This is a genomic window from Ideonella azotifigens (genome assembly GCF_021043325.1).
In the GTDB taxonomy this organism is placed as follows: Bacteria; Pseudomonadota; Gammaproteobacteria; order Burkholderiales; family Burkholderiaceae_C; genus Ideonella; species Ideonella azotifigens.
This window is the reverse complement of sequence record NZ_JAJNKD010000021.1, coordinates 118,752-139,121: the sequence shown is the minus strand read 5'-3', so window position 1 is coordinate 139,121 and position 20,370 is coordinate 118,752. Positions and strand designations below refer to the sequence as shown.

Here is a 20,370-nt window from a genome sequence, read left to right as displayed (position 1 = left end):
CCGGCCAGCATTCGGGCATGGTCGCCAGCGAAGCAACGGCCTGATTCAACTGCCTGATTCAAATACCTCTTCAATTCGCCAGATTGCCTCGTACCGAGTTCCAGCATGTCTCGGGCTGACTGAATCGCTTTTCAGTGCCTCGAACTGACGGCCAATTACCCCCTTGGGAGCTACCTTGTTCAACCAAATGAAGATTTCAACCCGCCTGGCACTGGGCTTCTGCACGGTGGTGGCCTTGATGCTGGTCCTGTCGTTGACCGCCATCGTGAAGATGGGCGGCATGCAGGATCTCACCACCCAGATCACGAACGACCGCTATCCCAAAGTGATGCTGGTCAACGACTCGATCAAGAACACGCTGGACAACGGCCGGCTGCTGCGCAACATGCTGCTGAGCAGCGATGACACGGAGATGGCCACCTACAAGAAGGCGGTCGGCGTCAACACCGACGAAATCAAGACCTCGCTCAGCAAGCTCGACGGCATGATCAACACCCCGAAGGGACGCCAGCTGTTCGACGCGATCCGGGTCAAGAGTGACGCGCTCGGAGAGCACTACAGCAAGCTCTATGAACTGATGAGCACCGACCGCAAGGCCGCGGTCACCTACCTCAAAAGCAGCTTCGGCCCCGCCAATACCGCGTATTGGGAAGCCCTGGAGGCCATGGGCGCGTTCCAGTCCTCGCTGATGGAGGACGCCGTCAAGGCATCCGCCGCAACCTACGACAGCACCCGCACGACCGTCATCGGCCTGTCCGCCCTCGCCATGGCGCTTGCCGCCGTGATCGCGACACTCATCGTGCGCAACCTGAGCAAGGTTCTGGGCGGCGAGCCGGCCTATGTGGCCGAGATTGCCAGCAAGGTCGCGGCAGGAGATCTGACGATGGACGTGGTGACGCGGCCGAATGACGGTGGCAGTGCGGTGCTCGCGATCAAGAGCATGGTGGACAAGCTCAAGCAGGTTGTCGACAGCCAGCGCCGCATGGTCGAGGCGGCCAACCGGGGTAGTTTTGAAGAACGCATGAGCCTGGATGGACTTCAAGGCTTTCAGAAGGACATCGCGCTGGGCCTGAACAGCTTGATGAGCACCACCGGCAGCAGCATCGACGACGTCGTCCGCGTGATGGCCGCGATTGCCAAGGGTGACTTGAGCCAAAACATCGACAAGGACTACGACGGCGCCTATGGCCGCATGAAGTCTTACGTCAACGACATGGCGAGCACCACAAGCGGCAGCATCGATGACGTGTCGCGGGTGATGCGCGCGATGGCCAACGGCGATCTGACCCAGCAGATCGAGGCCGAGTACCCCGGTGTCTACGCCGAGCTGACGCGCTATGTGAATGCCACCGTGGTCAAGATGGCCGAGGTGGTGGCAGAAGTCAATGCCAGCGCAGAGTCGCTGGCCGGTGCTTCGGAAGAGGTGAGCGCCACCGCGCAGTCGCTGTCGCAAGCCGCCAGCGAGCAGGCCGCCGGTGTCGAGGAAACCAGCGCCTCGATGGAGCAGATGACGGCTTCCATCTCGCAGAACACCGAAAACGCCAAGGTCACCGACGGCATGGCCTCCAAGGCCGCGACCGAAGCGGCCGAAGGCGGCGAAGCGGTCAAGGCCACGGTGGCGGCGATGAAGCAGATCGCGCAGAAGATCGTGATCATCGACGACATCGCCTACCAGACCAACCTGCTGGCGCTGAACGCGGCCATTGAAGCGGCCCGCGCCGGCGAGCATGGCAAGGGCTTCGCGGTGGTTGCAGCCGAAGTGCGCAAGCTTGCGGAGCGCAGCCAGATCGCGGCGCAGGAGATTGGCACCGTGGCGTCTTCCAGCGTCGAGCTGGCCGAGCGCGCCGGCAGCTTGCTGAGCCAGATCGTGCCCAACATCCGCCGCACCTCGGACCTGGTGCAGGAGATCACCGCCGCATCGGAAGAGCAGTCTTCCGGCGTGGGCCAGATCAACGGCGCCGTGACCCAGCTCAGCCAGACCACGCAGCAGAACGCTTCCAGCTCCGAAGAGCTGGCTGCCACGGCAGAAGAAATGAGCAGCCAGGCCGAGCAGCTGCAGCAGACCATGGCCTTCTTCAAGCTGAGCGGCGGCGGCCAGCGCCGCCTGCCTCCAGCCCCGATTCGCCCGAGTGGCAAGCCAGCAGCGCGCAGCAGCGGCCGTGCAGCCCAGGCCAGTGGTGTGCGACCGCCAGTTGCACGCCCGGTCGCCTTGGCCACAGCCGACAGCATCGACGAATCGCAGTTCGCCCGCTTTTGAGTGATCAGCAGCCCTCAAGCCCACAGGACATCCCCATGAGCGCACTGGTTCCCCACACCTCTTCCGCCGCCCTCGCCGCGCCCGCATCCTCAACTGCCGAGCCTGGCCAGTACCTGACCTTCATGCTGGCCGGCGAGGTCTTCGCGATCGGCATCCTGGCGATCAAGGAGATCATCGAGTACCACAGCCTGACCGAGGTCCCGATGATGCCGGCCTGCGTGCGCGGCGTGATCAACCTGCGCGGCGCGGTGGTGCCGGTGATGGACCCGCTGGCGCGCTTCGGCCGCAAGTCCAGCGATGTCACCAAGCGCACCTGCATCGTCATCGTCGAGACCGAGGTCGACAACGATGGCCGGCTGGAACGCCAGGTCATCGGCGTGGTGGTCGACGCGGTCAACGAAGTGCTGGAAATCGCATCGAGCGACATCGAGCCGGCACCGGCCTTCGGCGCCCGCATCCGCAGCGAGTTCATCCAGGGCGTGGGCAAGGTCAAGGGCAAGTTCGTGATCCTGCTGGACGTGAACCATGTGCTCACGATTGACGGGGTCGGCGAGACCGCGGCGGTCGCCCCCGCTGAGCTCGCCATCGCGAACTGAACACCTCACCTGAGCTTTGGCTGGTGAGCTTGACCGGAAGACCCTGAAGCAGTCCCCGCTACACGCGGCTTGTATTCGTCCACCTGAAAGATACCCGTGCCAAATCAAAAAAGCATTGCCATTCGACTGGCCGGCAGCTTTGCAGCCGTCATCGTCTCGTTGCTGGGAACCAGCCTCTGGCTGAGTGCCCACGCCTCGGCCGTCTCCGAGTCCGGCAGCCTGCTCGCCGTCGTGGCAGCACTGTGTGGCGTATTGGGATTCTGGGTGATACGCAGCGTGACGGTGCCGCTGGGGCTGGCGGTAAGCGCCGCTGAGCAGATCAGCCTGGGGCATCTCGACGTCACCGTGCCCAGCGGCCCGGCCGATGAAACCGGCCGCCTGTTGCAAGCACTGGGCACCACCGTGCACGGGCTCAAGCGCATGAATGGCGAACTCACCCGCATGTCCGCCGAACACGACGCCGGGGACATCGATGTGGTGATCGACACCGAGGCCCTGGTGGGCGATTTCCAAAGCATGGGCCAGGGTGTGAACCGGATGGTGGCGGGTCACATTGCAGTGAAGAAGAAGGCCATGGCCTGCATCGCTGAGTTTGGCCGCGGCAACTTCGAAGCCCCGCTGGACAAGTTCCCGGGCAAGAAGGCCTTCATCAACGAGACCATCGAGCAGGTGCGCAGCAACCTCAAGGGCCTGATCTCGGAACTCAACCGCATGTCGCGCGAACATGATGCGGGCGACATCGACGTGATCATCGAAGCGGCGCGCTTCGACGGTGAGTTCCGCACCATGGCGCAAGGCATCAACCAGATGGTTGGCGGCCACATCGCGGTGAAGAAGAAAGCCATGGCCTGCATTGCAGAATTTGGCCGCGGCAACTTCGAAGCGCCGCTGGACAAGTTCCCAGGCAAGAAGGCCTTCATCAACGACACCATCGAGCAGGTGCGCCTGAACCTGAAGGCGCTGATTCGGGACACCGAAATCCTGGTCACCGCCGCCAACGCTGGGCGCCTCGAAGTGCGCGCAGACACTGACCTGCACCAAGGTGATTTCCGCAAGATCGTGGATGGCATCAACCGCACCCTGGATGCGGTGATCGAGCCCCTGAACGAGGCGAAGCGAGTGCTGCAGGCCATGGAAGGGGGCGACCTGACCCAGGTGGCCAAGGCCGACTACCAAGGGCAGCTCAAGGACTTGTGCGACTGTGTGAACAGCACGGTGGCCAAGCTCTCGCAGGTGGTGACCGAGGTCAACAGCGGTACCGATGCCTTGTCCAGCGCTTCCGAAGAGGTCAGCGCCACTGCGCAGGCCCTGTCGCAGGCGGCCAGCGAACAGGCTGCAGGCGTCGAAGAGACCAGCGCCTCGATGGAGCAGATGACGGCCTCCATCTCGCAGAACACCGAAAACGCCAAGGTCACCGATGGCATGGCCACCAAGGCTGCTGCAGAAGCCGCCGAAGGTGGCGAAGCCGTGAAGGCCACGGTGGCGGCGATGAAGCAGATCGCACAGAAGATCGTGATCATCGACGATATCGCCTACCAGACCAACCTGCTGGCGCTGAACGCGGCCATCGAGGCCGCACGTGCCGGCGAACACGGCAAGGGCTTTGCGGTCGTGGCCGCCGAGGTGCGCAAGCTGGCCGAACGCAGCCAGATCGCAGCGCAGGAGATCGGCACCGTGGCCTCTTCCAGCGTGGAGCTGGCCGAGCGGGCCGGCCAGTTGCTGAACCAGATCGTGCCGAACATCCGCAAGACTTCGGACCTGGTGCAGGAGATCACCGCCGCCTCGGAGGAGCAGTCTTCCGGCGTGGGCCAGATCAACAGCGCCGTGACCCAGCTCAGCCAGACCACGCAGCAGAACGCCTCCAGCTCCGAAGAGCTGGCCGCCACGGCAGAAGAAATGAGCAGCCAGGCCGAGCAGCTGCAGCAGACCATGGCCTTCTTCAAGCTGGCCAATGTGCAGCACCTTGCCCGCGCACCACAGCCGAGCCTGGTCGTCCGTGGTGGCCGCGGCCATGCCCCGCAGGCGTCACGCCGCCAGACCCGCAGCAACTCGCTGGTTTCCAAGAGCGGTGCCGTGACCCTTGGCGGACAGAGCAGCGCGCTCGGCTCGGCCGAAACCCTGGACGAGTCGCAGTTCGCCCGCTTCTGATCCCATGGTCATTTGAGTTGGGAATCAGGCACTGCGCCTGGCGGGAAAAGTGGGAAAAGTATTCGCCGGTGGTCGTGGACAGCGTTTCCAAAAAGCCGTCCGGGGGTGCTGGAAACTGAAATGGCCGCTTGTACGAAATCCATTGTCGGCAATGGACAATGCATCACAATCATTAACAACTTCATCGAAAATCGATCTCGGCGCAAATAACTGATCGCTTTGTCCCTTATCAGGGTTTCATCCCCCATTTGCGGGAGTGCGCCCCCGCCCGGGAAGCCTATGATCCGGCTCCTCCGGCGCTCAAAGGTTTGGCGACTGCCGAGCCGGAGATTTTTCTCCTGTCGCCAGGAGGCTCTCCCATGGAAGCAGTAACAGATCTTCGCTTTCACACGGTGAGCAGTGACCTTCGTTGCGCCGTGCCGGCAACGCGGCGTGTGCTGCTGATCGACGACCACGAACTGGTGCGCGCCGGCATCCGCACGCTGTACCGGCTGCTGGATGACCTCAGCATCGAGTGGCTGGAAGCCGCATCCTTGCAGGAAGGCCTGCAGGTCTACCGAGACAGCGGGCCGGTCGACGTGGTCTTGCTGGACCTGAACCTCAGCGACTGCAAAGGCCTGCAGGGCCTGCGCCAGTTCCTGCAGGCCTTCCCCGAGGCCAGGGTGGCCGTCTTCAGCGGCACGCAGGACGAGTTCGTCGTGCGGCAGGCCAGGGCGCTGGGGGCGGTGGGCTACGTGCCCAAGGGCGCGATGATGGTCGAGATGCGCAACACGCTGGCAGCGCTGGTGGGCGACGCGCGGCGCGGCCGGCCTGCATCGCCCGGCACCTTGTTCCCCCGCTTCCCGTCTTCTGCCATGTACGACCGCGTGGCCGAACTGGGTCCCCGCCACCTGGAGATCCTGGAACTGGTGCTGTCGGGCTGCAGCAACCAGGAGATCAGCAACTCGACCCAGCTCTCGCTGGGCACGGTGAAGAACTACGTTTCTTCGCTGTTGCTGGCATTGGATGTGAAGTCCCGTTCGCACATGATCAGCCTGTTCCGCTGACGGCCACCCCGGACCAAGGTGGCGTCACACGCGGCCGGTTCGCCAGCGCCATGGGCGGCGCATGTTGCAGTCGCCGGCCTCTCCCGTGGCGACGAGGACTCGCCGGCCGACGGCCGCTGGCACGAGCGCCGCGCGCGGGCCAGGCGCCTGAAGGACGCCGCCTTCGACGAGGCCTGGACTCCGGGCGCCTGCCTGCTGGCGGGCTTGGCCTTGCTGCTGCTCGTCTGCCTGCTGGTGCAGGCCTTCGGCCGCCCGCTGGAAGTCGTGCAGGGCCTGTGGCTGCTGGCGGTTGCAGGGTCGGCAGGCAGTTGCGTGTGGATGGCGGCGCGCTTGCGGCGGCGCAACCGGCGCAGCCTCGGCAACCCGCGCGCCACGCGCCGTTGGCTGACGGCACTGGCTGTGGCCTGCCTGCTGTTGCTGAGCCTCTACCCCTGGCTGGCCAGCACGCCAGTCCCGCGCCCGCCCTGGGCCGATGCCTTGCAGATCGTCCTGACGATGCTGCTGGCGCTGGCACTCGCCCCGTTGCGCCATGTGGCGACCATGACCGCGCTGCTGCCCATGTCCGAAGGGCTGGCGGCGCTCGCCGAGGCCGCGGCCATGGGCACGTCCTGGCAGGAGGCGGCCGACCCCGTGCCGTTCGGCCTGGCGTTCGGCGTCGTGGGCCTGGCCTGGTGGGGCCACCGCCACTGGCGCCGCATGCGCGAAGCGCTGATGGCGCGGGACGACCAGGTCGAGGTGCTGGCGGGTGCGCGTGACGCCGCGCTGCGTGCCGACCAGGAGAAAAGCCGCTTCCTGGCGATTGCCAGCCACGACCTGCGCCAGCCGGTGCATGCGCTCGGGCTGTTCGCCGCCACGCTGGAGCAGCGGCTGCAGGGCAGCGCCGAAGAGCCGCTGGTGCGCAACGTGATGCGCTCGATCGAAGGGCTGGAGCAGTCGTTCAACGCAATGCTGGACATCTCGCGGCTGGACGCCGGCACCATCGAGCCCAACATCCAGCACTTCCCGCTGCGCGACGTGTTCCGCCGCCTGCACATGCACCACGCCGGCCAGGCCGAAGCCTCGGGCCTGGGGCTTCGGTTTTCGCCCGGCGGCAAGTCGGTCAGCAGCGACCCGCAACTGCTCGAACGCATCCTCGGCAACCTGGTGCAGAACGCGCTGAAGTACACCCGGCAGGGCGGCGTGGTGGTGGTGGCGCGATCCACGGCCACGCACACCAACGTGGAGGTGTGGGACACGGGTCCGGGCATGCGGGCTGCCGACCTGCCGCGCATCTTCGTCGAGTTCCTGCAACTGGGCGACGGCCAGCGCAGCCGCGCACAAGGCCTGGGCATGGGCCTGGCCATCGTCAAGCGCTTGGCTCAGCTGCTGGGCCACCGGCTGGTCGTGGCCTCGCGGCCCGGCCGGGGCACGATGTTCCGCCTCAGCATTCCGCTGGGCGGCTTGCCCGAGATCCAGGATGCCACCGCTGCCGCCGACACCGTGCCGATGCCGGTCATGGAGCCGCGCTCGGTGCTGGTGATAGACGACGAGGAACCCATCCGCGAAGGCCTGCGCATCCTGCTGGAGGAATGGGGCTACGAGGCCACCGTGGCGGCCAACGCGATGGAGGCCGAGCAATCGGTACAGCTCCGCGGCCTGGCGCCCGACCTGATCCTGTCGGACCTGCACCTGGGTGCCGGCCGGGACGGCATTGCCGCCATCGAGGCGGTGCGCCGCCTGTGCGGCCAGGAGGTGCCGGCCATCCTGGTGACCGGCGACACCACGCGCGACGAGCTGCGCCGCGCCACCGAAAGCGGCCACACCGTGCTGTTCAAGCCACTGCAGCCGCGCCGCCTGTTCGACGCGATGCGCGGCATGGTGCCCTGAGGCGCAGGGGGCATGACTGAGGCGCTGCCCTGGGGGGCAGAAAATCTGCATTCCCGTCCGCCGACCGTGCTCAGCGCGCATCGGATGATCATGTCGAATCGGCGGGTCTTCATTCGTCGTGTTTCTACGGGGCGTGCCGAGCCGAGTGCGCCGACCGGTCAATCCAACAGGAGAGAAGCCATGGCCTACATTGACGGATTCGTGATCGCAGTGCCCACTGCCAACAAACAGAAGTTCATCGAGCACGCGCGACATTTCGATGCGATGTTCATCGAGCTGGGTGCGATCCGTGTGATCGAGGGGTGGGGTGACGACGTGCCCGACGGGAAGCTCACCGATTTCCGCCGCGCGGTCCAAGCGGCAGCCGAGGAAACGGTGGCGTTTTCGTGGGTCGAGTGGCCGGACAAGGCGACGCGTGACGCGGCCATGACGAAGATGAGGGAAGACCCCCGCATGGACCCGTCCACACCGGGCAATCCTCCGATACCGTTCGATGGCAAGCGCATGATCTTTGGCGGTTTCGAACAGGTGGTCGAAGTGAAGGCCTGAGCGCCGAGCTGGGGGCAGCGGGGTTGGGCTCGGACGCACCTGTCCTTGCCGGCCCTCCACAAGCAGTGGTCAAAGTGACTTTCGACCACTGCGCGGCGGCGGCCCGATCTCTAGAGTGCAGCCATCCCATTCCCATGGCCCGCACACGCGATGGCTGACCTGGACCTCGACTCGCTGCTCGCCCCGCTTCAGCATGACGCACCTTGCGGCGCGGACCTGGAGTACGACCCGGTTTTCCTCGCGCTGCAAACCGCAGGCGCCGGCCGGCCCGAGCAGCAGTACGGTGACACCGTCATCCCCGCTGAGGAGCCTGACTGGCCCAAGGTGCGCGAGTTGGCGCTGGCACTCGCGGCCCGCACCCGCGACCTGCGCGTGGCCATGTGGCTGCTGCGCAGCGGCGCGCGGCTGCAGGGCTGGCAGGGCGCATTGCAAGGCCTGCAGTTGCTGCAGGGCCTGCTGTCCCAGCACTGGCCGCAGGTTCACCCCCAGCTGGACGCGAGCGACGGCAACGATCCCACCGCGCGGCTCAACGCGCTGCAGCCGCTGGTCAGCCCATCCGAGGTGCTGGCCGACCTGCGCGCCGCCAGCCTCACCGGCCAGCGCGGCAGCCCGCGGGTACGCGAAGCCGAGCTGGCCGCAGGGTTGGCCGAAGCCGCTCCGGGTGAGGCCATGCCCTCGCCGCAAGGCCTGCATGACGCGCTGGCGAAACACGCCGCCGCGGTGCCGGTGCTGGCCCAGCAGCTGAGCGCCGGGCTGCCGGTGGTGCAAGGCGTTGCCGCGGCCATCGAACAGCAGCTTGGTGCGGCCCACGGGCCGGACTTCGCGCCGCTGCTGCGCCTGCTGAAGCCGCTGGCCGCGCTCGGTGCGCAGCTGCAAGGGGCGGACGCACCGCGAGTGGCCGCCGGGGCAGACGACGGCGCCGCGGGGCCGGTTGCCGCGGCAGCGCCGGCAGCCAGCGGCGTCATCGCCTCCCGAGAGGACGCGATGCGTGCGCTGCAGCGTGCCTGCGAATGGATCGAACGCAACGAACCCAGCCACCCGGCGCCGCTGCTGATCCGCCGCGGCATGCGGCTGATGAGCAAGAACTTCATGGACATCGTGCGCGACCTGGTGCCCGACGGCGTGCGCGAGCTGGAAAAGCTCGCCGGCGCCAGTTCCGAGTGACAGCCATCGATTGAGAACCCTCTTTTCACACCGCCCACCCGAACCGCCAGCGATGGCGATGCCGCCAACCAAGGAGCCGCCATGGCCACCAGCAGCCAGAAGTTCATTGCCCGCAACCGCGCGCCGCGGGTGCAGATCGAATACGACGTGGAGCTGTACGGGGCCGAGAAGAAGGTCCAGCTGCCGTTCGTGATGGGCGTGCTGTCGGACCTCTCGGGAAAGCCGACCGAGCCGCTGCCGCCGGTATCGGACCGCAAGTTCCTGGACTTCGACGTCGACAACTTCGACGCCCGCATGAAGGCGATGAAGCCGCGCGCCGCGTTTGCGGTGCCCAACACGCTGACCGGCGAGGGCAACCTGATGGTCGACATCACCTTCGAGAGCCTGGACGATTTCTCGCCCGCCGCGGTCGCCGCGAAGGTCGACGGGCTGCGCCAGCTGCTCGAAGCGCGGCAGCAGTTGGCCAACCTCATCACCTACATGGACGGCAAGGCCGGCGCCGAGCAGCTGATCGCCAAGGTGGTCAAGGACGAGGCGCTGCTGAAGTCCCTGGCGTCCGCCCAAAACCCGGCCCAGAAACCGGCCGACGCCGCGCAGTGACCCCCCAAACCGCAGGAGCTCCCCATGGCTGAAGACACCCTCGTGCAAGCTGCCTCGGCGCTGCAGGGCATCGAATACGAAGGCGGCGAATTCGCGCAGCTGCTCGGCAAGGAATTCAAGCCCAAGACCGAGGACGCGAAGAGCGCCGTCGAGCAGGCCGTGCAGACGCTGGCGCAGCAGGCGCTGAGCCAGACGCAGCTGATCGGCAGCGACGTGATCATGTCGATCGAAGCCATGATCGCCGAGCTGGACAAGAAGCTCTCCGAGCAGGTCAACGCCATCCTGCACCACGCAGACTTCCAGCAACTCGAGAGCGCCTGGCGCGGCCTTCACTACCTCGTCAACAACACCGAGACCGACGAGATGCTGAAGATCCGCGTGATGAACATCTCCAAGCTCGACCTGGGCAAGACGCTCAAGCGCTACAAGGGCACGGCCTGGGACCAGAGCCCCATCTTCAAGCGCGTCTACGAAGAGGAATACGGCCAGTTCGGCGGCGAGCCGTTTGGCGCGATGGTCGGCGACTACTACTTCGACCACAGCCCGCCGGACGTGGAGCTGCTGGGCGAGATGAGCAAGGTCGCCGCGTCGGCCCACGCGCCCTTCATCGCCGCGGTGAATCCGTCGCTGATGCAGATGGGTTCGTGGCAGGAGCTGGCCAACCCGCGCGACCTGACCAAGATCTTCACGACGCCGGAATACGCCGCCTGGAAGTCGCTGCGCGAGTCCGACGATGCGCGCTACCTGGGGCTGGCGATGCCGCGTTTCCTCGCCCGCCTGCCGTATGGCGCGAAGACCAGCCCGGTCGAGGAATTCAACTTCGAGGAAGAGACCGCCGGCGGCGACCATGCCAGCTACACCTGGGCCAACTCGGCCTATGCGATGGCGGTCAATATCAATCGCTCGTTCAAGCTCTACGGCTGGTGCACGCGCATCCGCGGCATCGAGTCCGGCGGCGCGGTCGAAGGCCTGCCGGCCCACACCTTCCCGACCGACGAAGGTGGCGTGGCGATGAAGTGCCCGACCGAGATCGCCATCAGCGACCGGCGCGAAGCCGAGCTGGCCAAGAACGGCTTCATGCCGCTGGTGCACCGCAAGAACTCCGACTTCGCCGCCTTCATCGGCGCCCAGTCGCTGCAAAAGCCTTTCGAGTACGACGACCCGGATGCAACCGCCAACGCCAACCTGGCCGCGCGCCTGCCGTACCTGTTCGCCTGCAACCGCTTCGCCCACTACCTCAAGTGCATCGTGCGCGACAAGGTGGGCTCGTTCAAGGAGCGGGCCGACATGGAGAAGTGGCTCAACAAATGGATCATGAACTACGTCGATGGCGACCCGGCGAATTCGTCCGAGGTCACCAAGGCGCAGAAGCCGCTGGCCGCCGCCGAGGTCACCGTCGAAGAGATCCCCGGCAACCCGGGCTACTACAGCTCCAAGTTCTTCCTGCGGCCGCACTACCAGCTCGAAGGGCTGACGGTGTCGCTGCGCCTGGTGTCCAAGCTGCCGTCGCAGAAGACGCAGTGAACCCGCGCCGGCGGCCTGACCGGCCGGCCGTGCAAACCATTCCCCCGCATCCACTCAGGAGAGACGCAACATGACCATCGACACCAACCTCAAGATCGCCGGCGTCGACGGCGAATCCGCCCACAAGGACCACAAGGGCGAGATCGACCTGCTCGCCTGGTCCTGGGACGTGCGCCAGGACAGCACCGCCGCCGCTGGCGGCGGCTCCGGCAAGGGCAAGGGCATTCCCGGCCAGCTGGTGTTCGCCCATTACTACGACAAGGCCTCGCCGGTGCTGGCCAAGAGCTGCGCCAGCGGCAAGCATTTCGACTCGGCCATCATTACCTGCCGCAAGGCCGGTGAAGGCCAGCTGGACTTCCTGAAGGTCACGCTCAAGCAGGTGCTGGTCACGTCGGTGGCGCCGTCGGCCAGCAGCGGCGGCGAGATCTCGGAAAGCGTCGCGCTGAGCTATGCCGACATCGAGTTCGAATACAAGCCGCAGGACGACAAGGGCGCGCTCGGCGGCTCGGTGAAATTCGGCTGGAACGTGGCCAGCACCGAAACGCGCTGAACCCCGGCCCCGCCCATGCCCGCCGGGAGCTTGCCGCTGGTGGTGGTCCCCACCAGCGCCGACATGTACCTGGACCTGACACTCAAGCGCGCCGGCAAGGCCAAGGGAGAGGCCGTTGCCGCCGGCCACCAGGACGACATTGTCGTCATCGGTTTCAGCTGGGGCGTGGGTGCGGTGGGCGACGCGGTGGCCGGCCTGGCCACCGGCCGGCGCAGCTACCGCCATTTGCTGATCACCAAGCGGCTTGACAGTGCCAGCACCGCGCTGATGAGCGCTGTCGCCACCAATGACGAGGTGCGCAGCGCAGTGCTGCATTTGCGCAAGGCCGGCGGGGAGCAGGAAGACTTCTTTTCGCTCACGCTGGAGAAGGCCCGCGTGGCCAGCTACGACGTGGAGGCCGGCGCCGATGGCGCCACGGTCGAGAAGGTGGCGCTGAGCTTCCAGAAGGTGGCGATCGAATACCGGCCGCAAAGCGCCAGCGGCCAACTGGGCGCGAGCCACAGCTTCACCGACGACCTGAGCTGAAAGACCATGGACACGATCAAGGAACTGGTGGCGGCCGGCAGGCCCGGGGAGGCGCTGGCCCAGGCGCAGCAGCAGGTGCGTGCCAAGCCTGAGGACGCCAAACTGCGTGTGCTGCTGTTCCAGCTGCTGGTCGTGACCGGCCAGTGGCAGCGCGCCAGCACGCAGCTGGAAGTCTGTGGCGAGCTGGACGCCGAAGCGCTGCCCATGGTCAACACCTACCGCGAGGCCTTGAAGTGCGAACTGGTGCGCGAAGCAGTTTTCGACGGCAAGACCACGCCGATGCTGTTCGGCCAGCCAGCCGAATGGGTGGCGCTGCTGGTGCAGGCGCTGCAGCAGCAGGCCGAGGGCAATGCCGGTGCCGCGCGCTCGCTGCGCGAACAGGCGCTGGCGCAGGCCGAGACGGTGGCCGGCGCACTGGACGGCACGCCGTTCGAATGGGTGTGCGATGCCGATTCGCGCCTCGGTCCGGTGCTGGAAGCGGTGGTCAACGGGCGCTATGCCTGGGTGCCGTTCTCGGCGCTGAGCAAGGTCCAGATCGAGGCGCCGGGTGACCTGCGCGACCTGGTCTGGCTGCCGGCGCACCTGTGGTTCCCGAACGGCGGCGAGACGGTGGCGCTCATCCCCACGCGATATCCGCGCAGCACGAACTGGGACGACGAGCGGGTGTGGATGGCGCGGCGCACCGAATGGACGCCGCTGGACCCACCGAATGTCGAGCAGTACGCGGGCGTCGGCCAGCGCGTGTTCGCCACCGATGCGGGCGAGCATTCGCTGCTGGATGTGCGTTGCATCGAGCTGGGTCAGTCGGGCGCCAAGGCATGAGGCATCCCGTTTCCGCCGGGCCGCTCCCAAGCCGGCCGGCATTTCCTCGGGGGATCGTCCGGCGTACCCGTCGGACGAGGGGCTGACGTGCCCACGAGCCCGCGTGACCGCCTGCAGCCGGCGCTGCTGGACCGGCTGACCGACGACGAGCCGCTTCGCCGCGAGGAGGCCGAGCATCACCGCGTGATGAGCAAGTCGCAGCTGCGCCAGGCGGTGCTGCGCGACCTGGGTTGGCTGTTCAACGCCGTGCAGCCGCTGGGCAAGGAGGCCGAGGCCTGGCCCGGCCTGGCCGCCAGCGTGCTGAATTTCGGGCTGCCGGCGCTGTCGGGCCAGCTGGCCTCGAAGGTGGACGTGAGCCTGCTGGAAAAGGCGATCCGCAGCGCCATCCTGCGCTACGAGCCGCGCATCCTGCCCGAGAGCCTGGCGGTGCGCGCGCTGGAGGCCACCAGCGTGCTGGACACCCACAACATCATCGAATTCGAGATCCGCGGCCACCTCTGGTCGCAACCCGTCCCGCTGGAGATCCTGCTGCGCACGCAGCTGGATCTGGAGGCGGGGCAGGTGGAGGTGAGGGAAGCATAGCGTGACCTGTCCGGGTCCATTGATTCTTGAAGGAGCGTTCCATGGCCGACTTTGGCGACGACCGACCAGACCCATTTCAAAACCTGCCCAACGAGGTTTTGTTCCAGATATTCGGGTATCTCAATCCACAGGACTACCTTCGTGCAAGCCGTGTGAGCCAGGCCACACGTGGCTTTGCGGTGGCGAACCTTCCCAACGCGATCAACGCTTTTGCGAACGACCTTGCCGGCCTGAAAGACGCGGGAAGGAATTGGCTGCTGAGCACAGCGGAATTGATGCATGCAAACAATGCCAACGTGCTGCAAATCGATGCCTGTCTTGAAACAGGTAGAAGCTTGATCTCCCGGCTTGGTGGCTATCGGGACGCGACTGCCGCACCGCTTGTCGCTGGCATGAGGACGCTCTGCCAGCTCCTGGAGACGGCCAAGCAGGGCGTCGTGGCGAGATCCGACGCCTGATTGAACATGGACCCCCGCCTCCTCCGCCACTACACCGACGAACTCGCGCATCTGCGCGAGGTCGGGGCCGAGTTCGCGCGGGACTTTCCGAAGATCGCGTCGCGGCTGGGCATGGAAGGCATCGCGGTCACCGACCCGTATGTCGAGCGGCTGCTGGAAGGCTTTGCCTTCCTCGCGGCCCGCGTGCAGCTGAAGCTGGACGCCGAGCACCCGCGGCTGATCGCCCACCTGCTGGAATCGATCTACCCGAACTTCCTCGCGCCGCTGCCGTCGATGATGGTGGCCCGCCTGGAGGCGGATCTGACCGACCCGAACCTGCTGGGCGGCTACCAGGTCCCACGCGCGAGCGCCATCGCGGCCGAGCTGGTTCGCGGGCAGGACACGCGCTGCGAATTCCGCACCGCGCAGGCGGTCACGCTGTGGCCGATAGCGATCGCTTCGGTTCAATATTTCACCCATGGCGCGGATCTGCCGCTCAAGCAGCTGCCGCCCGCGCTGGGCGCCAAGGGCGGGCTGCGCATCCGGCTGCGCTGTGGCGGTGGCGCCAGCTTCCGTCAGCTGCAGGGCCTGGATCGCCTGAGCCTGCACGTCAGCGCGCCAGACGACGTGGCCCACCGGCTGCACGAGCTGGTCCAGAGCGCCGTGATGGGCAGCTGGGTGCACGTGCCGGGTGCGCCGGCCGCACAGGCCCTGGCCCAATGGTGCGACGCCGCCAGCGTCCGCATGCAAGGCTTTGGGCCGGACGAGGCCTTGCTGCCGGAGCTGCAGCGCGGCTTCTCCGGCCACCGGCTGCTGCAGGAATTCGCCGCGCTGCCGCAGCGGCTGCTGTTTTTCGAGGTAGGCGAGCTGGCCGCGCGGCTGGCGCGCGTGCCGGGCGATGAGGCGGACCTGGTGCTGCTGTTCTCGCGCGGCGACGCTGCGCTGGAGCCGCTGGTGGACGCTGGCAGCCTGTCGCTGTTCTGCACCCCGGCGATCAACCTGTTCCGCAAGCGGCTGGACCGCATCCAGCTCGGCCCCGGCGCCTGGGAATACCACGTGGTGGCGGACCGCACGCGGCCGATGGACTTCGAGGTGCACAGCCTCGAATCGGTCGTCGGCTTCGGCACCGCGCGCGCCGGCCAGCAGACCTTCCAGCCGCTGTACGCCAGCGCGCATGCCCAAGGGCAGGGCGAGGGCGCAGCGCCCTCGGGCTTCTACACACTGCGCCGCGAGCCGCGCCTGATGTCCGAGCGGCAGAAGCAGCACGGCCCGCGCTCGGGCTACATCGGCGAGGAAGCATTCCTCTCGCTGGTGGACCCGCAGCACGCGCCGTACCGCGAAGACGTGCGCCAGCTCTCGGTCTCTGCCTGGGTCACCAACCGTGACCTGCCGACGCTGCTGCCCCCGGGCCAGGCGGGCGGCCCGTCGCTCTGGCGGCTGGACTCGCCCGGCCCGGTCAAGCGCGTGACGGCGCTGCGCGGGCCGACCCGCCCGCAGAGCCGTCGGCCGGTCGGCGAGCTGGGCTGGAGCCTGGTCAGCCTGTTGACGCAACGCCAGTTGCCGCTGGCCGGCCACGACCCGGCCCAGGCCGCGGCGATGCTGCGCCGTCTGCTGGTGCTGCACGGCCCGCCGGAAGACCCGGCCTGGCTGCGCATGGTGGACGGCGTGCGCACGCTGCGCGCCGGCACCGTGGTGCGCCGCCTGCCTGGTGGGGGCCGGCTGACCTTCGGCAGCGGCGCCGAGCTGCTGCTGGAACTCGACGAGCTGGCCTTCCAGGGCGGCAGCGCAGTGCTGTTCGGCAGCGTGCTGGAACACTATTTCGCGCGCTATGCGTCGATCAACACCTTCACCCAGCTGACGCTGCGCTCGGCCCAGCGCGGCGAGCTGATGCGCTGGCCACCGCGCATGGCCAGCGAAGGTGCGCTGTGAACGGGTTTTGTTTCTCGTGAGCTCGCCATGAACACGCGAGAACAAGCGGTGGAACAGGCGGCGGCGTTGCAGGCCTTGTTCGATTCGCTGGAGGCAGCACCCCACGCGCACGACTTCTTCGCGCTGCTGCGCCGCATCGAAGGCCTGTCGCCCAGCGCGCCACGCTTTGGCCGCGCGCTGCGGCCTGGCCAGGAGCCGCTGCGCCTGGGCCAGGCGGCCGAGTTGCGCTTTCCGCCGGCCATGCTGGCCAGCTTCAGCCGCGAGGGCAGCATGCCACGGCTGGCGGTGCATTTCTTTGGTCTGATGGGCCCGCAAGGCCCGCTGCCGCTGCACCTGACCGAATACGTGCGCGAGCGCCTGCACCAGCGCAGCGACCCCACGCTGCAGCGCTTCCTGGACGTGTTCCACCACCGTCTGCTGTCGCTGTTCTACCGCGCCTGGGCCCAGTCCCAGCCCTGCGTGCAGCTGGACCGCCCGGCCGACGACCGCTTCGCCACCTGGCTGGGCGCCAGCACCGGGCTGCACGAAAGCATCCGCCCGCAGGACAGCCTGCCGCATCACGCGCGGCTGTTCCATGCCGGGCTGCTGGGAGCGGCCAGCCGCTCGCCCGAAGGCCTGGTGAAGATCCTGCGGCAGCACTTCGGCGTGCCGGCGCGCATCGAGCAGCACGTGCCGCACTGGCTGCCAATGGCGCCGGCCGAGCGCACCCGCCTGGGCCACGCGCGCAACCGCAGCGAGCGCGTCGGCACCGTGCCGGCGGCGCTGGGCCGCAATGCCAATGCCGGCCACCAGGTCTGGGACCGGCAGTTCAAGTTCCGCGTGGTGCTGGGGCCGCTGACGCTGGCGCAGTACCAGGCCTTCCTGCCCGGCGGCAGCGCCTGGCGGCCGCTGGTGGATTGGGTGCGCGAATACGCCGGCCTGCACCTGCTGTGGGACCTGCAACTCACGCTGCAGCCGCGCGAGGCACCAGCGCCGCGGCTGGACCGCCGGCTGCGCCTGGGCCTGAGCAGCTGGATCGGCCGCGCCAGCACTTCCCCGCGCGCCGAGCTGCGCCTGCGGCCGCAAACCTCATTCGTTGCCAAAGCCCACGGAGGCCATTCATGACCGAGATTTCCCGCGTCGCGTTGTTCGGCAAGCTGAACCCGCTGGCCTACAAGGCCATCGAGGGTGCCACGGTGTTCTGCAAGCTGCGTGGCAACCCGTTTGTCGAGCTGCAGCACTGGCTCTACCAGATCCTCAACACCCCCGATTCCGACCTGCACCGCATCGTCAAGCACCACGGCCTGGATGCCTCCCAACTGGCCGCGGACCTGACCGCCTCGCTGGACCGGCTGCCGCGCGGCGCCAGCTCGGTGACGGACCTGTCCAGCTGGGTCGAAAACGCCGTTGAGCGCGGCTGGGTCTACGGCTCGCTGATGTTTGGCGACAGCCAGGTGCGCACCGGTCACCTGGTGATCGGCCTGTTGAAGACGCCGTCGCTGCGCAACGCGCTGCTGTCCATCTCCAAACAGTTCGAGCGCATCAAGGCAGACGAACTGGCCGACAACTTTGCCCGCATCGTCGAAGGCTCGCCCGAGCAGCAGATGCGCGCGACCGCTGGCAGCGCCGAACCCGGCGAAGCCAGCGGCGCGGTGGCGCCTGCGGCGATGGGCAAGCAGGAGGCGCTCAAGCGCTACGCGGTGGACCTGACCGAGCGCGCGCGCCAGGGCGAGATCGACCCGGTGGCCGGCCGCGACGAGGAGATCCGCCAGATCGTCGACATCCTGATGCGCAGGCGCCAGAACAACCCCATCCTCACCGGAGAGGCCGGCGTGGGCAAGACGGCGGTGGTCGAAGGCTTTGCGCTGCGCCTGGCGCAGGGCGATGTGCCGCCGCAGCTGAAAGAGGTTTCTCTTTACGCGCTGGACATCGGCCTGCTGCAGGCCGGCGCCAGCATGAAGGGCGAGTTCGAGAACCGGCTGCGTTCGGTGATCGACGAGGTGCAGGCCTCGCCCAAGCCCATCATCCTGTTCATCGACGAGGCCCACACGCTGATCGGTGCCGGCGGTGCGGCCGGCACCGGCGACGCGGCCAACCTGCTCAAGCCCGCGCTGGCCCGCGGCAAGCTGCGCACCATTGCCGCCACCACCTGGGCCGAGTACAAGAAGCACATCGAGAAGGACCCGGCGCTGACGCGGCGCTTCCAGGTCGTGCAGGTGGGCGAGCCCAGCGAGGAGAAGGCGGTGCTGATGCTGCGTGGCGTGGCCAGCATCCTGGAGCAGCACCACCGGGTGGCGCTGCTGGACGAGGCGATTGACGCGGCAGTGCGGCTGTCGCACCGCTACATCCCGGCGCGGCAGCTGCCCGACAAGGCCGTCAGCCTGCTGGACACCGCCTGCGCCCGCGTGGCCGTGAGCCAGCATGCCACGCCGCCGGCGCTGGAGGACAACCAGCGCCGCATCCAGGCGCTGGAGGTGGAGCAGGCCATCATCGGCCGCGAAGCGGCCATCGGCATCGAGGTGACCGAGCGCAAGCGCCGCGTGGCCGCTGCGCTGGACGAGGCGCACACCGAGCACGCGGTGCTGGCTGAGCGCTTTGGCAAGGAGAAGGCCGTGGTCGACCGTCTGCTGGCCCTGCGCGCCAGGCTGCGGGAGGATGGCGAAGGCGCACCCAGCGCCTCCGAGCGCGATGACCTGCTGGCGGAACTGCAAGGCCTGCAGCTGCAGCTGGGCGAGCTGCAGGGCGACGCACCGCTGATCCTGCCGACGGTCGACGAAGCGGCGGTCGCCAGCGTGGTGCAGGACTGGACCGGCATTCCGGTTGGCCGCATGGTGAAGAACGAGGTGCAGGCGGTCTTGCAGCTGGCCGACACGCTGAACCAGCGCGTGGTCGGCCAGCAGCATGCGCTGGAGATGATCGCCCGCCGCATCCAGACCTCGCGCGCCCGGCTGGACAATCCGAACAAGCCCATCGGCGTGTTCCTGCTCTGCGGCACCTCCGGCGTGGGCAAGACCGAAACCGCGCTGGCGCTGGCCGAGTCGCTCTACGGCGGCGAGCAGAACGTCATCACCATCAACATGAGCGAATTCCAGGAGGCCCACACCGTCTCCACGCTGAAGGGCTCACCGCCCGGCTACGTGGGCTACGGCGAAGGCGGGGTGCTGACCGAAGCCGTGCGCCGCCGCCCCTACAGCGTGGTGCTGCTGGACGAGGTGGAAAAAGCCCACCCGGACGTGCATGAGCTGTTCTTCCAGGTCTTCGACAAGGGCTGGATGGAAGACGGCGAAGGCCGCTACATCGACTTCAAGAACACCATCATCCTGCTGACCAGCAACGTGGGCAGCGAGCTGATCATGAAGCTCTGCGCCGACCCCGAGCTGATGCCCGAACCCGAAGGCATTGCCAAGGCGCTGCGCGAGCCGCTGCTGAAGGTCTTCCCCGCGGCGCTGCTGGGCCGCGTGGTCACCATCCCGTATTACCCGCTGAGCGAAACCATGCTGGCGCAGATCGTCCGCCTGCAGCTCGGCCGCATCCAGCGCCGCGTGCAGGACCATCACGGCGTGCCCTTCAGCTTCGACGACGCGGTCGTCAAGCTGGTCATCAGCCGCTGCAGCGAGGTGGAAAGCGGCGGCCGCGTGATCGATGCCATCCTCACCAACACCGTGCTGCCGCGCATCAGCCGCGAGTACCTGACCCGCCTGTCGGAAGGGCAGGCGATAGGGCAGGTGGGCCTGAGCGTGCAGGACGGCGATTTCGCATATGCGTTCGATTGACCCCGAGCCCATGAACGGCTCTG

The 20,370-nt window shown here is 67.3% G+C and carries 17 protein-coding genes; all 17 read left to right on the top strand.

Annotated elements, in window-relative coordinates; genetic code table 11:
* Window positions 1–187: 187 nt before the first annotated feature.
* The 17 genes from LRH25_RS29015 to tssH all read left to right on the top strand — a co-directional run bounded on the left by LRH25_RS29015 (window position 188) and on the right by tssH (window position 20,347).
* Window positions 188–2,257: a methyl-accepting chemotaxis protein gene (locus LRH25_RS29015; RefSeq protein WP_141290971.1), complete on the top strand. Its 2,070-nt coding sequence runs from the start codon at window positions 188–190 to the stop codon at window positions 2,255–2,257.
* 35 nt (window positions 2,258–2,292) lie between these two features.
* Window positions 2,293–2,853, top strand: coding sequence for a chemotaxis protein CheW (locus tag LRH25_RS29010; RefSeq protein WP_231013014.1), 561 nt, complete (start codon window positions 2,293–2,295; stop codon window positions 2,851–2,853).
* A 96-nt stretch (window positions 2,854–2,949) separates the two neighbouring features.
* Entirely contained in the window at window positions 2,950–5,001 is a 2,052-nt protein-coding gene (locus tag LRH25_RS29005; protein WP_141290323.1) for a methyl-accepting chemotaxis protein, read from the top strand.
* 359 nt (window positions 5,002–5,360) lie between these two features.
* Window positions 5,361–6,047, top strand: a complete 687-nt coding sequence (locus LRH25_RS29000) for a response regulator transcription factor (protein ID WP_141290322.1) — start codon at window positions 5,361–5,363, stop codon at window positions 6,045–6,047.
* Window positions 6,048–6,065: 18 nt separating this feature from the next.
* The gene (locus LRH25_RS33220; protein ID WP_231013013.1) at window positions 6,066–7,913 is read left to right on the top strand and encodes an ATP-binding response regulator; all 1,848 of its coding nucleotides are present in this window, start codon (window positions 6,066–6,068) and stop codon (window positions 7,911–7,913) included.
* A gap of 180 nt (window positions 7,914–8,093) precedes the next feature.
* Window positions 8,094–8,462: a DUF1428 domain-containing protein gene (locus tag LRH25_RS28990; protein WP_141291446.1), complete on the top strand. Its 369-nt coding sequence runs from the start codon at window positions 8,094–8,096 to the stop codon at window positions 8,460–8,462.
* A 150-nt stretch (window positions 8,463–8,612) separates the two neighbouring features.
* A complete protein-coding gene (gene tssA / locus LRH25_RS28985; RefSeq protein WP_231013012.1) occupies window positions 8,613–9,626 on the top strand; it encodes a type VI secretion system protein TssA in 1,014 nt (337 codons plus the stop codon).
* Between the two features lie 81 nt (window positions 9,627–9,707).
* Complete coding sequence (gene tssB, locus LRH25_RS28980; protein ID WP_141289182.1) at window positions 9,708–10,226, top strand: type VI secretion system contractile sheath small subunit; 519 nt, start codon at window positions 9,708–9,710, stop codon at window positions 10,224–10,226.
* 24 nt (window positions 10,227–10,250) lie between these two features.
* Entirely contained in the window at window positions 10,251–11,750 is a 1,500-nt protein-coding gene (gene tssC / locus LRH25_RS28975; RefSeq protein ID WP_141289180.1) for a type VI secretion system contractile sheath large subunit, read from the top strand.
* A 70-nt stretch (window positions 11,751–11,820) separates the two neighbouring features.
* Window positions 11,821–12,300, top strand: coding sequence for an Hcp family type VI secretion system effector (locus LRH25_RS28970; protein WP_141289178.1), 480 nt, complete (start codon window positions 11,821–11,823; stop codon window positions 12,298–12,300).
* A 15-nt stretch (window positions 12,301–12,315) separates the two neighbouring features.
* Complete coding sequence (locus LRH25_RS28965) at window positions 12,316–12,825, top strand: Hcp family type VI secretion system effector (RefSeq protein WP_141289177.1); 510 nt, start codon at window positions 12,316–12,318, stop codon at window positions 12,823–12,825.
* A 6-nt stretch (window positions 12,826–12,831) separates the two neighbouring features.
* The gene (locus LRH25_RS28960; RefSeq protein WP_141289175.1) at window positions 12,832–13,647 is read left to right on the top strand and encodes a type VI secretion system accessory protein TagJ; all 816 of its coding nucleotides are present in this window, start codon (window positions 12,832–12,834) and stop codon (window positions 13,645–13,647) included.
* Window positions 13,648–13,734: 87 nt separating this feature from the next.
* The gene (gene tssE, locus LRH25_RS28955; protein WP_141289170.1) at window positions 13,735–14,229 is read left to right on the top strand and encodes a type VI secretion system baseplate subunit TssE; all 495 of its coding nucleotides are present in this window, start codon (window positions 13,735–13,737) and stop codon (window positions 14,227–14,229) included.
* A gap of 41 nt (window positions 14,230–14,270) precedes the next feature.
* The gene (locus tag LRH25_RS28950) at window positions 14,271–14,687 is read left to right on the top strand and encodes an F-box protein (protein ID WP_141289168.1); all 417 of its coding nucleotides are present in this window, start codon (window positions 14,271–14,273) and stop codon (window positions 14,685–14,687) included.
* 6 nt (window positions 14,688–14,693) lie between these two features.
* Window positions 14,694–16,595: a type VI secretion system baseplate subunit TssF gene (tssF, locus tag LRH25_RS28945; RefSeq protein ID WP_231013011.1), complete on the top strand. Its 1,902-nt coding sequence runs from the start codon at window positions 14,694–14,696 to the stop codon at window positions 16,593–16,595.
* 27 nt (window positions 16,596–16,622) lie between these two features.
* On the top strand, window positions 16,623–17,699 hold the full coding sequence (gene tssG, locus LRH25_RS28940; protein WP_231013010.1) for a type VI secretion system baseplate subunit TssG: 1,077 nt from the start codon (window positions 16,623–16,625) through the stop codon (window positions 17,697–17,699).
* The gene (gene tssH / locus LRH25_RS28935) at window positions 17,696–20,347 is read left to right on the top strand and encodes a type VI secretion system ATPase TssH (protein ID WP_141290168.1); all 2,652 of its coding nucleotides are present in this window, start codon (window positions 17,696–17,698) and stop codon (window positions 20,345–20,347) included. Before tssG ends, tssH begins: the two co-directional genes overlap by 4 nt.
* The last annotated feature ends 23 nt before the right edge of the window (window positions 20,348–20,370 follow it).